Here is a 13,611-nt window from a genome sequence, read left to right as displayed (position 1 = left end):
CCAGCAGACGCAAGGTCATCCCCCCAGCGAAAGAGCGGTCCCCATGACCACGCAACGAGCCGAACTGCGCAAGAGCCGCAAGCGCCGACTGACCCGCCGCCGTGTCGTGGGCGCGGCGGGCGGCGCCCTCCTGCTGACCGGTGCCACCCTCGGCGCCACCATGCTGCTCTCCCCGGCCGGAGCGGCGACGGCCGCGGCCGACTGGCCCACCCCCACCGGCGACAAGCCCGTCACGAAGACCATCGAGGTGTCCGGCACCTATGACGGCGGGCTCCAGCGCTTCTACGGCAGCGGAGACCTGGGCGGCGACGGCCAGGAGGAGGGCCAGGACCCGATCTTCAAGCTGAAGGACGGCGCGGTCCTGAAGAACGTCGTGCTCGGCAAGCCGGCCGCCGACGGCGTGCACTGCTCCGGCAGCTGCACCATCCAGAACGTGTGGTGGGAGGACGTCGGCGAGGACGCGGCCACCTTCAAGGGCACATCGACCGGCTCGGTGTACACCGTCACCGGCGGCGGCGCGAAGAAGGCCGACGACAAGGTCCTGCAGTTCAACGGCGCGGGCAAGCTGAACATCACCGGCTTCCAGGTCTCGGACTTCGGCAAGCTGGTCCGCTCCTGCGGCAACTGCTCCAAGCAGTACAAGCGCACGATCGTCATCAACGACGTGGACGTGACGGCGCCGGGCAAGTCGCTGGTCGGCATCAACACCAACTACGGCGACACGGCGACCCTGAGCAAGATCCGTATCCACGGCGACGACGACAAGAAGATCAAGCCCTGCATCCGCTACACCGGCAACGACTCGGGCGACGAGCCCGACGAGACGGGCAGCGGCCCTGACGGGACGTACTGCAAGTACAGCGCGTCGGACATCAGCTACCCGTAGCCGTAGGGCGTGCGGGCCACCAGCGACCGGCCGGTCACTGGTGGCCCGCCGTCGTCACGCCGTCCGCCTGTGCGAGCAGCCCGTCGACGAACACGCGGAGTCCCTGGGGGTAGATGTCCCGTGCGGCGAGCGCGGCCCATCGGACGCCGATGGCGGCCAGGTGGGGCACCTTGGACGGGTCCAGGTCGTCGCGGTAGGCGAAGGGCTTGCCGGCGGCGTGCCGGCGGGCGGAGTGGGCGCGGACGAGGACCTCGCCGACGGTGTAGTACCAGAGGCTGCGGAAGACGTCGACGCTCTGCTCGGGAGTGCACCCGTGGTCGTCGGCCCCGGCCACGATGGCTTCGACCATCCACATCGCCGATTCGTCGAGGAGGCCGACGAAACCGTCGGCCGACAGGACTTCCGCGGCCCATGGCCAGGCGGCGAGCGCGTCGTGCAGCGCGGTGGTGGCCACGACGATGCGCTCCCGCGGGTCGCCGGGCAGCGGGGGGCGCTCGATCTGGGCGACGTGGTGGTTGAGCAGCAGGAGCAGCAGATCGTCCTTGCTCTGGATGTGGTGGTACAGGGTCGTCGCGCCGATGCCGAGCTCGGCGGCGAGCCGGCGGATGGTCAGCTTCTCCCAGCCGTCCTGGTCGATCAGCCCACGGGCCGCCGTCAGGATCTGCGCACGGGAGGTCAGGGGTGGCCGGCCGGTGCGGCCGTGGGATGCGGGGGATCGGGCCATCGCCCCATCATGCCGCCCCGTCGACCCGGCCTTGATACGGGTGCGGATCCAGCCTTCGTGTTCACAGCCCGGCTGTCTCGATGCTACTTTCGGAACATGTTCCGAAAGTTATTCGAGCTGCTGGCCGACCGACTGACGAAGGCGGGGGAACGATGAGTGACATGGCGGGGCTGTTGCGCCCGCACGTCCGGAGTTTCGCCGCCGTGGTGGTCCTTCAGGTCATCGGTGCTGTCGCCGGTCTGGCGCCGCTGCTCGCGGTCGTCGAGCTGGGGCGCACGCTGTTGTCACCCGGACCCGTCGACCACGGACATGTCCGGGCCGTCGTCATCGCGGGCGCGGCCGGTATGTTCGTCCGGCTGCTGTTCACGGCCGCGTCCTCCGGCATCGGTCATGTCGTCGACGGGCAGGTGCAGTTGACGTTCCGTCGGCAACTGGCGGCCCGCCTCGGGCGGGTACCGATCGGCTGGTTCTCCCGGCGCCGGACCGGTGAGCTGGCCAAGGTGGTGGGGGAGGACGTCGGCGCGGTCCACCCGTTCATCGCCCACACCCCCGGCGAACTCGTCTCCGCGTTCGTGGTGCCCCTTGCGTCGCTGATCTACCTGTTCACCATCGACTGGCGGCTCACTCTGATCACGCTGATTCCCGTGGTCCTCGCGGTGGCCCTCGTTCCCCTCATGATGACGCCGACCCGGCTGCGCGAGCAGGAGGAGTTCGACGCGGCCATGGGGCGGATCTCGACGTCCGTCGTCGAGTTCGTGCAGGGCATCTCGGTGGTCAAGACGTTCGGCGGATCCGGGCGCGCCCACCGCGAGTTCCTCGCGGCCACCGACGACTTCGTGGACACCTTCAACCGCTGGGTGCACGGCATCTCGCGGATCGCCGCGGGGATGCAACTGGTGCTCTCGCCGCCGTTCGTCCTGCTCGTCGTGCTGATCGGTGGCGTGTCCCTGATCACCGGCGGCGACCTCGCCCCGGCCGACCTGCTGCCCTTCCTGCTGCTCGGCCTGGGGCTGACCGCACCGGTGGCTGCCCTCGGCCACGGCTTCGACGAGATGCAGGCCGCCCGGCGCGCCGTCGGCCGGATCCGGGACGTGCTCGACGTGCCGTCGCTGCCGGAGCCCGCGCACCCGGCCACACCCCGGGGCCACCGGGTGGAACTGCGTGACGTCCGGTTCGGATACGAGGCCGATCGCGAAGTGCTGCGCGGGATCGACCTGGTGCTCGAGCCCGGCACGGTCACCGCGATCGTCGGACCGTCGGGAAGCGGAAAGTCCACTCTGGTCCAGCTGTTGCCCCGGTTCTTCGACCCGACCCACGGTTCCATCGTCCTGGGCGGTGTCGACCTGCGCGCCCTCGACGGCCGGGAGCTCTACCGACGGGTCTCCTTCGTCTTCCAGGACGTCTCCCTGCTGCGCGCGTCGGTCGCGGACAACATCGCCCTTGCCGTACCGCGCGCCGACCGCGCGGACGTGGTGCGCGCCGCCCGGCTCGCGAACGTTCACGACCGGATCCTCGAACTGCCCCGCGGCTACGAGTCGGTGATCGGAGAAGACGCCGGCCTGTCGGGCGGCGAGGCGCAGCGGATCTCGCTCGCCCGTGCCCTCCTCGCCGATACGCCCGTCCTGGTCCTTGACGAGGCGACCGCCTTCGCCGACCCGCAGACGGAACAGGCGATGCGCCGGTCCCTGGCGACGCTGGAGGGCGATCGGACCCTTCTGGTCATCGCCCACCGCCTGGAGACGATCACGGAGGCCGACACCGTGGTGATGCTGGACGACGGCGTGATCGTCGAGCGCGGATCACCTTCCGAACTCCTCGCGCAGGACGGCAGGTTCGCCGCGTTCTGGCTGTCCCACCACCGATCGGCGGTTGCCGCTGGGACGGCAGCCCACGGCATGGAGGTCCACAGCGCCGAAGCCGACAGCGCCGAGGCCCACAGCACCGAAGCCGACAGCCGCGTGCCGCAAGGAGGCGAGCCCCGATGATCCGCATGCTCCTGCGCGTCCTCGGGCGCGAGTACGCACGGCCGTTGCGCCGCACCGTGACCCTCATGACAGCGACCGCGATCACCGAAGGGCTGTCCTACGCCCTGCTGGTGCCCCTGTCGCGGGCCCTGTTCGGCAGCACGCCCGACGACGCCTGGCCCTGGCTGATCGCGTTCGGGGCCGCGATCGCGCTGTACGCGGCTCTGCGCTACATCAGCGACCTGTCCGGATTCCTCGTCGGGACCGCGCTGTTGCGCGGCATGTACCACCGGCTCGGCGACCATCTGGCCCGCCTGCCCATCGGCTGGTACGAGGCGGGCCGCCTCGGCGAGGTGTCGGTCCTGGCCGGTCGCGGCGTCCTGCAGGCGATGAGCGTGATCGCCCATCTCCTCGCACCTTTCATCTCCGCAAGCGTGACACCCCTGACGATCGTCGCCGTGATGCTGGCGTTCAACTGGCAGATGGGGCTTGCCGCGTCGGCCGCCGTACCGATCGTGGCGGCCATCCAGCTCTGGACGGCACGCTCGATGGCCGCGGGTGACGCGGAGCGTGCCGCGCGCGACGACGAGGCGACCGGGCGGGTCATCGAGTACCTCCAGGTCCAGCCGGCGCTGCGGGCCGGTGGCCGCACGGCCGAACGCTTCCGGCTGCTCGACGAATCGCTCCGGGAAGTCGAACGCGCCTCCCGCCGCTCCACGCTGTCGGCGCTGCCCGGCGCGGTGGGTCTGACCCTCACGGTGCAGGCGATGTTCACCGGGCTGCTCGCCCTGGGTGCCCACCTCGCGCTCGACGGGGACATCGGCGTCGTGGAGGTCCTGACGATCCTGGTCCTCGCCGCCCGCTGCGCGGATCCGCTCCTCTCGCTGTCGGACATCGGAGGAAGACTCCGCGGCGCGCGCTCCGTACTGGCCAGACTCGACGAGGTCCTGCGCACCGAACCGCTGCCGGAACCGGCCGTGCCGGTCCAACCAGCGGGCCATGACCTGGAGTTCGAGTCCGTCACCTTCCGGCACGGGGAGCGCACGGTGTTCGACGACGCGTCGCTGTCCGTGCCCCAGGGCCGACGGCTCGCCGTCGTCGGTCCCTCGGGCGCGGGCAAGAGCACCCTGCTGCAACTGCTCGCGCGGTTCTACGACGTCGACGCGGGCGCGGTGCGCGTGGGAGGCGTGGATGTGCGCGCCGTCGACACCGAGGTGCTGATGGCGCGGTTCTCGATCGTCTTCCAGGACGTCTACCTCTTCGGCGGCACGATCGAGGAGAACATCCGCATCGGCCGACCCGACGCCGACGAGGCCGAAGTGCGGGCGGCAGCCACGGCGGCGCGCCTGGACGAGGTGATCGAGCGGCTGCCCGCGGGATGGGCGACGCATGTCGGCGAGGGCGGCGCCCTCCTGTCGGGCGGTGAGCGCCAGCGGGTCTCGATCGCCCGAGCGCTCTTGAAGGACGCGCCCATCGTGCTCCTCGACGAGGTGACCTCCGCACTTGACCCGGTGAACGAGGCAGCCGTCCACGAGGGCATCGAGCGCCTGATGGCGGGCCGGACGGTCGTGATGGTCGCGCACCGCATGCGGACCGTCCAGCGCGCCGATCACGTCGTCTTCCTGGACGGCGGCCGCATCGTGGAAGAAGGCAGCCACGACGAACTGCTTTGCCTCGGCGGCCGCTACGCCGATTTCTGGAACGTCTCCCTGGCACCGACGGCGGGTGATTGAGTCGGACCTCATGAGTCGGTATCTCATGAGTCGGTGCCTCGTGCATCGGTCCGTCGTGTACGAGTGCTCAGGGGGCCCGATTGCTTCGCCCGCATCTCACGGCCGCCACGCTGCTCAGGGTGTCCGCCGAGGGGGTCGCGACCGCGCTGGTGCTCACCGTCCAGGCGCGTACCGGGGACGCGGCGAGCGCCGGGTTCGTACAGACCGCGATGACGCTTCCGTACGTGCTGAGCGGGCCGCTCATCGGCCACGCCCTCGACCGGACGCAGCGTCCGCGCCGTCTCGTGATCGCGCTCGCGGGCGGCTATGCGCTCGCGACCGCCCTCCTCATGACGACGGCGGGGCGCTCGCCGCTGGTGCTCGTGCTGATGGTGGCCGCCGTGGTCGGCTGTGTCGAGCCGGTCGTGGCGGCGCTCACCAGCCTGCTGCCGAGGTTCGTGCCCCCTGAGCGGCTCTCGCGTGCGTACGGCCTCGAGGCGTCGAGCTACAACATCGCGGCCATCGCCGGTCCTGGCCTCGCCGCGGTGGTCGCCGCGCTCGCGGGCGGAGGAAACACCGGGATCGTGATCGTGGCCGCCGCCGTGCTCGGCCTGCTCGTCGTTCCTCTGATGCGGATCCCGCCGCCGCCGGAGGTCAGGAAGGAGCGGACGGGTGTCGTGCAGGTTGTCGCGGGCGGGCTCTCTGTCCTCGGGGCCAACAGGGTGCTGCGGGCCCTGACCGTGTCGACGATGTTCGCCTGGTTCGGATACGGCGGGTTCGCGGTGGCTGCGGTGCTGCTCGGCCAGGACATCGGGGCGGGCCCCGCGGCGGGCGGGCAACTGCTGGCCTGTTTCGCTCTGGGATCCCTCGCGGGGACGCTTGCTTCGTCACGATGGCTCACGCCCCGCGGATCCGAACGGGCGGTGCTGGGTGGCCTGTTGGGGTTCGGCGCGGCCGTCGCCGCACTGGCGGTGGTGCCCTCCCTGCCGTGGGCGTGGGCCGTGTGCGTGGGAGCGGGCCTGGCCGAAGGGCCGCTCTTCGCCGCGACACTGATGCTCCGTCAGCGCGAGTCGCCGCCGGACCGCCTCGGCCAGGTCAACACCACCGGAGGCAGCCTGAAGATCGGTGCGTCGGCGGGCGGCGCCGCGCTGACCGGGGTGTTCGCCGGCCGACTCGGCGCCGACGGCCTGATGCTGAGTATCTCCGTGTTCCAGTTCACGGGGGCGGCGCTGTGGCTGTGGCTGCTCAGCCGTCCTTCCGCGCCGGAGTCCAGTCCGCCAGGTAGGAGGCGCGCGTCGCGGACCCGGCCTCGGCGTCGGTCAGTTGAGGGCGGTTCTGCGGGACCGTGACGACCGCCCCCGGCCCCGTGTTGCGGTACTCGGCGAACCGCTGGGCCTGCCAGGGGTGGGCGTCGCGCATGTTCGCGTACGGAGCCACCGCGTCGATACCGCGCCCGAGTCGGGTGTCGCGCACCGTCAGCATGGGGCGTGCCGTCGTGTCCGAGCTGGGGACCCAGGGGCGGGCCAGTTTGTAGTACGCGTCCGGGGCGCCACTCGTCACCCGGCTGCGGGAGACCAGGTAGCCGCGGGGGTTGGCGACGGCGGTGGACGGCGCGAAGACGAAGCCGTAGGGCGCCGTGGCCAGGTCGCTCCGGGTGAGCGTGTGGAAGCGGCAGCGCTCGAAGACCGCGGTGGCGCGGCCGAAGACGAAGTCGACGTCGCCCTCCACGTAGCAGTCGCGAAAGTACTGGCGGGCAAAGGCACCCAGCTCCGCGGTGTCGGCGTAGAGCGTGTCCTGGTGGCCCAGGAAGCGGCAGCGGAAGAAGGCCGAGCGGTCGCCCGTCGCCTTGAGCGCGACGGCCTGGGTGCCGGTGTAGTCCGGGTGGTCGGCGCGCAGCCAGTCGTTGGCGAACGTGATCGCGTGGGCGGTGAAACCGGCGGCCCGCACGGTCGTGGTGGCCGACCCGCTGGTCCCATGGGTCCCGGAGCCGTCGGGCTTCGGGGTGCCCGCCGCGTTGTCGTACACGATCACCGTGTCGCGTGGATCGCCGCTCGCGCCGATGAGCGTGAGCCCGGCGCTCGTCTCGGGCACGGTCACCGTCTCGCGGTACGTGCCCGGGGCGATGACCAGCCTCCAGCCCGCGCCGGACGTGGCGTTCACGGCGGCCTGGACAGTGGTGTGGTCGCCGCGCCCCGCCGGGTCGACGTACAGCGTCCGTCGGGTGGGGCGGTGCGCGGCGGCGGCGACGGCGGGCGCGGCGCCGAGGGCCAGGGCGGCTCCGACGCCCGCGCTCGCGGTGAGCAACGTACGCCGGTCGAAGGTCGTGCGGGAGTGGTGCGAGGGCATGGCTGATCCTTCGCTGTGCGGCTCGGGCAGGAGGGAGGTACGAGGGAGAGGAGGGCGGGCTCAGCGGTGCTTGCCGGCGCCCGCCCGACGGTCGAGCAGGCCTGGCAGCCTGCGCGGGTCGTCCACCCGCGTCCGGAGGCTCGGTGTCCAGCCCGCACCCGACTGAAGGGTCTCCTCGGGGATCTCCGCGTTGTGCACGGCGATGAGATCCACGCGCTTGCCGTTGACGTGGTTGGCGTCGGCGGTGACCGGCGCCTCCTTCCACTTCTTCAGGATCTTCGCGGCGCTGACCCCGTGCGGGAGCGTGAACGCGTTCTTCTGGGCGACGAGTTGAGACTCCTGGCCGATGCCGAAGGAGTACTGGTAGCCGTCCGCGGGGACCACGAAGTGGTTGTTGTACGCGTCCACCTTCCCGAAGCGGACGCGCGGCGCCCGCTCGACGATGTCCCGGAAGACGTTGTGGTGCAGGGTGACCCGCAGCTTGCCGCGGTCCGTGTCGCCCGCGCTGTCGCTGTTGCCGATCATCAGGGTCTTGTCGTGGTCGGCGAAGACGTTCCAGGAGGCGGTGACGAGGTCGGCGCCGCGTACGACGTCCAGCTCGCCGTCATGCTGCTGGTAGAGCTCGCCGTAGTAGGACGGCAGCGAACTGTCGGGATGCTCGCCGTCGGTGAACGTGTTGTGGTCGACCCACACATGCGTCGAGCCGTGCACGACCATGCTGTCGTACTCGGAATTCCAGGCCCCCCTGTCCCCGTCCGTGGGATCCCACTGCGAGAAGCAGTCCAGCGGGCTCTCCAGCGTGAGGTCGCGGACGACGACGTTGTCCACACCCTGGATCTGCAGGCTGCCGCCGACGATCCCGGCGCGCCGGCCGACGCCCACGATGGTCGTGTCGGCCGGGACGTACGCCTTGATCGCCGCTGCCTGCCGCGTCGCCGACGCCGCCCGCAGGTCCTCCTGCGCGCCGCTGACAGGCGTGTCACGTCCCCATACGGCGGGGTCGTAGTCCGCCAGGTAGCGGTCGAAGTCGTAGCCATCGGCCTCGAAGGCGGCGCAGCCCTCCGCCGTGGCGTTCAGCGTGCCCTTGACCTTGATGATCCGGGGAGCGCCCGGGTCGTCCGCGAGCGCGGTCCGCAGTTCCTCCCAGGTGGTGACGGTGTAGGTGTGCGCGGCATCGGCCCCGGCGCCGCCGGTGGTCCCGCCGTCGGCGGACGCCCAGCCGTCGCGGGGCGGCAGTACGTCGTGCCGGGCGCCGGCGGCCGAGGCCGGGGCACTGGTGACCGCCATCACCAGGGCGGTGCACCCCGCGAGTGCGGCGAGGGATCTGCGTGCCGGCATGCTCGTCGTCCTCATCGTCATGATCCTTCCGGCCAGGTGATCCAGGATTCGGGTATCGCGTCGTCGAGCCGTCGCACGTCCCGGGGCGCGAGCACCCCGCGGTGCAGCAGCCCGGCTGCCACCAGCCGGGCCACTTCGATCGCGCCCGGCGGATTGAAGTGCGTGTTGTCCTGCTCGGTGGCGGTCCAGTTGAAGTACGCCTTGGTCGCCTCGACGCCGAGCCTCTGCCACAGGGCCAGGGACTGGGTCTGGACGTCGAGCAGCGGCACGCCCTCGGCGTCGGCGAGGGCCCGCATCGCCGCCGGATACTCGCCATGGGTGGGCAGCGCGGTGCCGTCCGCGTCGAACTTCCGCCGCTCCACGGCGGTGGCGAGCACCGGCCGCGCGCCACGGGACCGCGCCCCGTCGACGTACTGCCTGAGGTAGTCCTGGTAGGTCGACCAGGGTTCGGTGTAGCGGGCCGGGTCGGCGCTCTTCTCGTCGTTGTGCGCGAACTGGATGAGGAGGCGGTCGCCGGGTCGGATCGCCTCCAGGATCACCGCTAGACGGCCCTCGTCGACGAAGCTCTTCGAACTCCGGCCGTTCATGGCGTGGTTGGAGACTCTCAGCCGGTCGTGGAGGAAGAAGGCCAGAGCCATGCCCCAGCCGGTCTCGGGCGCCGCGTCCGCGTACTTCTGCGCGGCGGTGGAGTCTCCGGCGATGTAGAGCGTGGGCCTGGTGCCTGCCGGGCGGGCGAACGCCCCCGGGGCCGCGGCCGCCGTGAGCGGAAGGCTCGCGAGGGCCGCGACCGCACGGCGTCTGCCGACGCCGTGCGCGGGGCGCGCTGTCACTTGTTCTGTTCCTTCCACTCGGCCTGAGCCTTGTTGAGCTGCTCGGCGAGGGTGTCGAGGAAGTCCTTCGCGGACATCTTGCCGAGCAGGACCTTCTGGTAGTTCGGCTCGTTGTCGGCCTTGCTGATGGTGTTCCAGTCGGGCAGGTAGTACGGCAGCTGCACGATCTTCAGGGAGCCGTCGTTGAGCGCGGCGGCGGCCAGCTTCGTGGGCTCGGCCTCGTTCACCCAGGCGTCCTTGGAGGCCGCGGTGTTGGCGGGGATGGCGCCGGCCGACTTGTTCCACTTGCTGTTGGACTCGTGCGAGGCCGCGAACTCGATGAACTTCCAGGCCGCCGCCTTCTTCTTGCCGGACTTGAACAGGCCGAGCCCGTCGACCGGGTTGGAGACCTGGACGCGGACGCCCGCGTCGGTCGTCGGGTTGGGCAGTCCGCGGAACTTGCCCTCACCGAGCGCCTTCACATGGTCCGTGTAGGAGCCGAGGTTGTGGCTGAGCATGCCGATCTGGCCCGTGTCCCACTGGGCGTTCATCTTCTTGAAGTCGTTGTTGACGTCGGCCGCGGGGGTGTTGTTCTTGTAGAGCGCCACGTACTTCTTCAACGCCGCAACGTTCTTCGGGTCGTTGACGGTGGTCTTGTCGCCGTCCCAGAACGATCCGATGCCGGACTGGCCGTACGTCGCGTCGAGCGCCTGAGCTATGGAGCCCTCGCCGCCGCGAATGGTGTACCCGAACTTGTTGTCGCCCTTGGCGGTGAGCTTCTCCGCCGCCTCATAGAACTTGCCCCAGTTGGTGGGGGCGTCCAGACCCGCGGCCTTGAACAGGTCGGTGCGGTAGTACAGCACGCCGTTGCTCGCCGACGTCGGCACCGTGAAGAGCTGCTTGCCGCCGCCCGCGGCCCGGACGCTGTCGACCATGCCCGGGTTCAGCTCGCCGTCCAGGGAGCTGCCGCTCAGCCGCTCGTCAAGGGGCTCCAGGGCGTCCTGCGCGGAGATCCCGGCGAGCATCGCGGCGCCGACACCGCCGACGTCCGGCAGGCCGCCGCCCTGGATGGCGGTGTCGTACTTCGACTGCACGCTCTCGGCGGGGATCGGCACGTACTTGACGCGGATGTCGGGGTTCTTCGCCTCGAAGTCCTTGATGATCTCCTTCCAGACGTCGGTGCGGACACCGCCGTTGTTGTCCCAGAAGGTGATCTCGCCCTTCCCGGACCCCTCCTGGCCCTTGTCCCCGCCGGCCCCGCTGCCGTCGTCGCCACAGGCGGTGGCGGTCAGCGCGAGCGCGGCGGTGACGGCGACGGCGGCCACCGCGCGACGGCTTCTGTCTCTGCTTCCTTCTCTGCTTCTGTCTCGGTTCCCACGGATGGTGATGCTCATGATCGGCTCTCTTCTTTGAGGGTGTGCGGCATACGGGGCTTCAGGTGATGCGGAAGTGCGTGAACAGGGCCGTCCCGGCTCCGTTCCGGCCCGAGGGGGCGGCGGCGAACAGGCCGATGAGTGCGCCCACCCACCGCCACGGAGCCGCCGCGAAGACCTGGCCCGAAGGACGGAAGCCGTCGCCGGTGTCGGCGGAGAAGCGGCAGCGGGCGCCGTCCGTGATGTCGATCCGCAGCCGCGCGGTGCCGTCGGCGGCGGGGCGCGGATGCTCGGCGTCGCGCTCCCGTTCGGCGACGGACTCGGCGAACCGGTGGACGAGTCGGACCGAGCCGTCGCCGTCGCGTTCGAGGCCGATCCAGTGGAAGGCGTCACCGAGCACCGCGAGCCCGGCCCTGGCGTCGGCCGTGGCGCCGTCGAGCCGCAGGGCGACCTCGACGGTGCAGGGCGCGAGCGGGAGCCGCTGGGTCAGGACGTGCGGCAGGCGGCGCAGGTCGTGGGCGTCGGCGGACCGTACGCAGGCAAGGCGCAGACCGTCCGCCGCGTGCGAAGTCGTCCAGCCCTCCCGGGGGTTGGCGGACCACTGCCACTGGCGGCCGTGGCGCCCGCCGGGGAAGTCGTCGTCGGTGGTGGGCGCGGAAGCGGGTTGCGGCGGCAGGTCGGGCTTCTTGTGTACGTCGACGGGGGCGCCGCCGTCCCCGATCACCGGCCAGCCGTCGGCGCCCCAGCGCAGCGGCTGGAGGTGGACGACACGGCCGTACGCGCCGCGCTGCTGGAAGTGCAGGAACCAGTCGTCGCCGGACGGGGTGCGCACCCAACCGCCCTGGTGGGGGCCGTTGACGGCGGTGTCGCCCTGCTCCAGGACGATCCGTTCCTCGTAGGGGCCGTGGAAGGTGCGTGAACGGAAGGCGCCCTGCCAGCCGTTCTCCACCCCACCGGCGGGAGCGAGGATCCAGAACCAGCCGTCATGGCGGTAGAGCTTGGGCCCCTCCAGCGTGAACCAGCCGGGGATCTTGTCGGCGTCGACCAACACTTGTCCCTCGTCCAGGAGTTCGCGGCCGTCCAAGCTCATCCGATGGCCGGTGAGGCGGTTCTTGACGCCGGAACGCGACTTGGCCCAGGCGTGTACGAGATACGCCTCGCCGCGCTCCTCGTCCCACAGCGGGCAGGCGTCGATGAGCCCCTTGCCCGCCTTGACGAGATGCGGGGCGCTCCAAGGTCCGCGGATGTCGGGGGAGTTGACCTGAAAGACGCCGTGGTCGGGGTCGCCCCAGAAGATCCAGAACCGTCCCTGGTGGTGCCGGATGGACGGCGCCCACACCCCGCAGTCGTGCCGCGGCGCGGCGAACGACTCCGCCGGTTCCAGGCGCTCCAGGGCGTGCCCGATCAGGGTCCAGTTCACCAGGTCGCGGGAGTGCAGGAGCGGCAGGCCCGGGGCGCGCCCGAAGCTGGACGCGGTGAGGTAGAAGTCGTCGCCGACCCGCACGGCATCGGGGTCGGACCAGTCGGCGGCGAGGACGGGATTGCGGTACGTCCCGTCGCCGAGGTCACCGAGCCTGTGCGCGTCGGGCCAGGGTGCGTTCACGCGGTCACCGCCTTGCGGACGAGCCCCGCGGCCTCGGCCCGGCTGGGCCGCCCGTCGGCGACGACGGTGATGACACGGCGTACGACGGTCTCGCCGGGGCCGATCGGCAGGCGTCGCGCGGACGCGAGCGAGGAGCCGACGCCCGGGTACTCCGCGGTCCGCACGAACCACGGGTCGCGGCGCGTCTCGGGCGTCGCCCCGGCGAAGACGAGGGTCCAGCCCTGCCCCGCAAGGGCCAGCCAGTCGGCGGGGGCGCCATGGACGGCGGCCTCGCCCTCGGCGTCCGCGGTGAACACCTGGGGCGCCTGCCGCTCCTTGGGGGCGCGCCAGAAGAAGCCTCCGTAGGCGGCACCGGGGCGGCCGTTGGTGGCCGGGCTGCCGAGGGAGATCTCCGTGGCGGCCGGGTTGGTGAGGGAGAACGTGAGGTCGAGGGCCCAGGCGGAGGTGGTGAGCGGCGTGACCGCGACGGTGCGCCGCTCGCGAAGGAGCTCGCACGCGCCGTCGAGCCAGCCGATCTCCTCGACGAATCCGTCGGGGTCGCGCAGCTTGAACTCCAGGTGGCGCTGCTCGCCGTGGTTGTCGAGCTCGGTCGGCCCCTGGTCGCGTACGTAGGTGCGCCCGCCCCAGAAGTTGCGGCCCGCCGCGTCGGGCACGGCGACGCCCGCGCCGAAGTGGTGCGGGTGGTCGGTCGGGCCGTACTCGGTGACGGGGAGGCCGCCGAAGGTCCGCACGGGGTGGAGGTAGGGGCGGGGCGCGAGCCGGGGTTCGGCCGAGGGGTGGATGACGTAGCGGACGACGGGGCGGCCCGAGCAGCGCAGCATGAGCGCGGTGTCGGTCGCGGTTCTGTTCATGGCGT

General features: G+C 71.3%; 11 protein-coding genes. 4 read left to right on the top strand and 7 right to left on the bottom strand.

What is annotated here, in order from left to right:
* Positions 1-43 precede the first annotated feature (43 nt).
* Positions 44-886 (top strand): pectate lyase, encoded by an 843-nt coding sequence (locus tag AC5P1C_RS14855; protein WP_493866264.1) that lies wholly within the window; start codon positions 44-46, stop codon positions 884-886.
* A 34-nt stretch (positions 887-920) separates the two neighbouring features.
* Here the strand turns inward: AC5P1C_RS14855 and AC5P1C_RS14850 are convergent, their stop codons facing one another.
* On the bottom strand, positions 921-1,610 hold the full coding sequence (locus tag AC5P1C_RS14850; protein ID WP_493866263.1) for a TetR/AcrR family transcriptional regulator: 690 nt from the start codon (positions 1,608-1,610) through the stop codon (positions 921-923).
* A gap of 152 nt (positions 1,611-1,762) precedes the next feature.
* Between AC5P1C_RS14850 and AC5P1C_RS14845 the strand changes: the two genes are divergently transcribed.
* The 3 genes from AC5P1C_RS14845 to AC5P1C_RS14835 all read left to right on the top strand — a co-directional run bounded on the left by AC5P1C_RS14845 (position 1,763) and on the right by AC5P1C_RS14835 (position 6,635).
* Positions 1,763-3,595, top strand: a complete 1,833-nt coding sequence (locus AC5P1C_RS14845) for an ABC transporter ATP-binding protein (RefSeq protein WP_493866262.1) — start codon at positions 1,763-1,765, stop codon at positions 3,593-3,595.
* Positions 3,592-5,307 carry an ABC transporter ATP-binding protein gene (locus AC5P1C_RS14840; RefSeq protein ID WP_493866261.1) on the top strand — a complete coding sequence of 572 codons (1,716 nt, stop codon included), beginning with the start codon at positions 3,592-3,594 and terminating at the stop codon, positions 5,305-5,307. Before AC5P1C_RS14845 ends, AC5P1C_RS14840 begins: the two co-directional genes overlap by 4 nt.
* A gap of 119 nt (positions 5,308-5,426) precedes the next feature.
* A complete protein-coding gene (locus AC5P1C_RS14835; RefSeq protein ID WP_493866260.1) occupies positions 5,427-6,635 on the top strand; it encodes an MFS transporter in 1,209 nt (402 codons plus the stop codon).
* Here AC5P1C_RS14835 and AC5P1C_RS14830 read toward each other — a convergent pair.
* Genes AC5P1C_RS14830 through AC5P1C_RS14805 form a run of 6 tightly spaced genes read right to left on the bottom strand, consistent with a single transcriptional unit; the run spans position 6,532 to position 13,606 of the window.
* Positions 6,532-7,632, bottom strand: a complete 1,101-nt coding sequence (locus AC5P1C_RS14830; protein WP_493866259.1) for a pectinesterase family protein — start codon at positions 7,630-7,632, stop codon at positions 6,532-6,534. The genes AC5P1C_RS14835 and AC5P1C_RS14830 overlap by 104 nt on opposite strands.
* A gap of 60 nt (positions 7,633-7,692) precedes the next feature.
* Positions 7,693-8,985: a pectate lyase family protein gene (locus AC5P1C_RS14825; RefSeq protein WP_493866258.1), complete on the bottom strand. Its 1,293-nt coding sequence runs from the start codon at positions 8,983-8,985 to the stop codon at positions 7,693-7,695.
* 2 nt (positions 8,986-8,987) lie between these two features.
* Entirely contained in the window at positions 8,988-9,800 is an 813-nt protein-coding gene (locus AC5P1C_RS14820) for a rhamnogalacturonan acetylesterase (protein ID WP_493866257.1), read from the bottom strand.
* On the bottom strand, positions 9,797-11,173 hold the full coding sequence (locus AC5P1C_RS14815; RefSeq protein WP_493866256.1) for an ABC transporter substrate-binding protein: 1,377 nt from the start codon (positions 11,171-11,173) through the stop codon (positions 9,797-9,799). Before AC5P1C_RS14815 ends, AC5P1C_RS14820 begins: the two co-directional genes overlap by 4 nt.
* Before the next feature lie 40 nt (positions 11,174-11,213).
* Entirely contained in the window at positions 11,214-12,755 is a 1,542-nt protein-coding gene (locus tag AC5P1C_RS14810; RefSeq protein ID WP_493866255.1) for a glycoside hydrolase family 43 protein, read from the bottom strand.
* A complete protein-coding gene (locus AC5P1C_RS14805) occupies positions 12,752-13,606 on the bottom strand; it encodes a DUF6807 domain-containing protein (RefSeq protein ID WP_493866254.1) in 855 nt (284 codons plus the stop codon). Before AC5P1C_RS14805 ends, AC5P1C_RS14810 begins: the two co-directional genes overlap by 4 nt.
* Between the last annotated feature and the right edge of the window lie 5 nt (positions 13,607-13,611).

This window comes from Streptomyces sp. A18, from assembly GCF_059026065.1.
This window is presented reverse-complemented; position numbering and strand designations above follow the sequence as displayed.

Coding starts and splice junctions, on each gene's coding strand:
- AC5P1C_RS14830 (WP_493866259.1), bottom strand. CDS start 7,632: ATGCCCTCGCACCACTCCCGCACGACCTTCGACCGGCGTACGTTGCTC.
- AC5P1C_RS14840 (WP_493866261.1), top strand. CDS start 3,592: ATGATCCGCATGCTCCTGCGCGTCCTCGGGCGCGAGTACGCACGGCCG.
- AC5P1C_RS14850 (WP_493866263.1), bottom strand. CDS start 1,610: ATGGCCCGATCCCCCGCATCCCACGGCCGCACCGGCCGGCCACCCCTG.
- AC5P1C_RS14855 (WP_493866264.1), top strand. CDS start 44: ATGACCACGCAACGAGCCGAACTGCGCAAGAGCCGCAAGCGCCGACTG.
- AC5P1C_RS14815 (WP_493866256.1), bottom strand. CDS start 11,173: ATGAGCATCACCATCCGTGGGAACCGAGACAGAAGCAGAGAAGGAAGC.
- AC5P1C_RS14805 (WP_493866254.1), bottom strand. CDS start 13,606: ATGAACAGAACCGCGACCGACACCGCGCTCATGCTGCGCTGCTCGGGC.
- AC5P1C_RS14825 (WP_493866258.1), bottom strand. CDS start 8,985: ATGAGGACGACGAGCATGCCGGCACGCAGATCCCTCGCCGCACTCGCG.
- AC5P1C_RS14845 (WP_493866262.1), top strand. CDS start 1,763: ATGAGTGACATGGCGGGGCTGTTGCGCCCGCACGTCCGGAGTTTCGCC.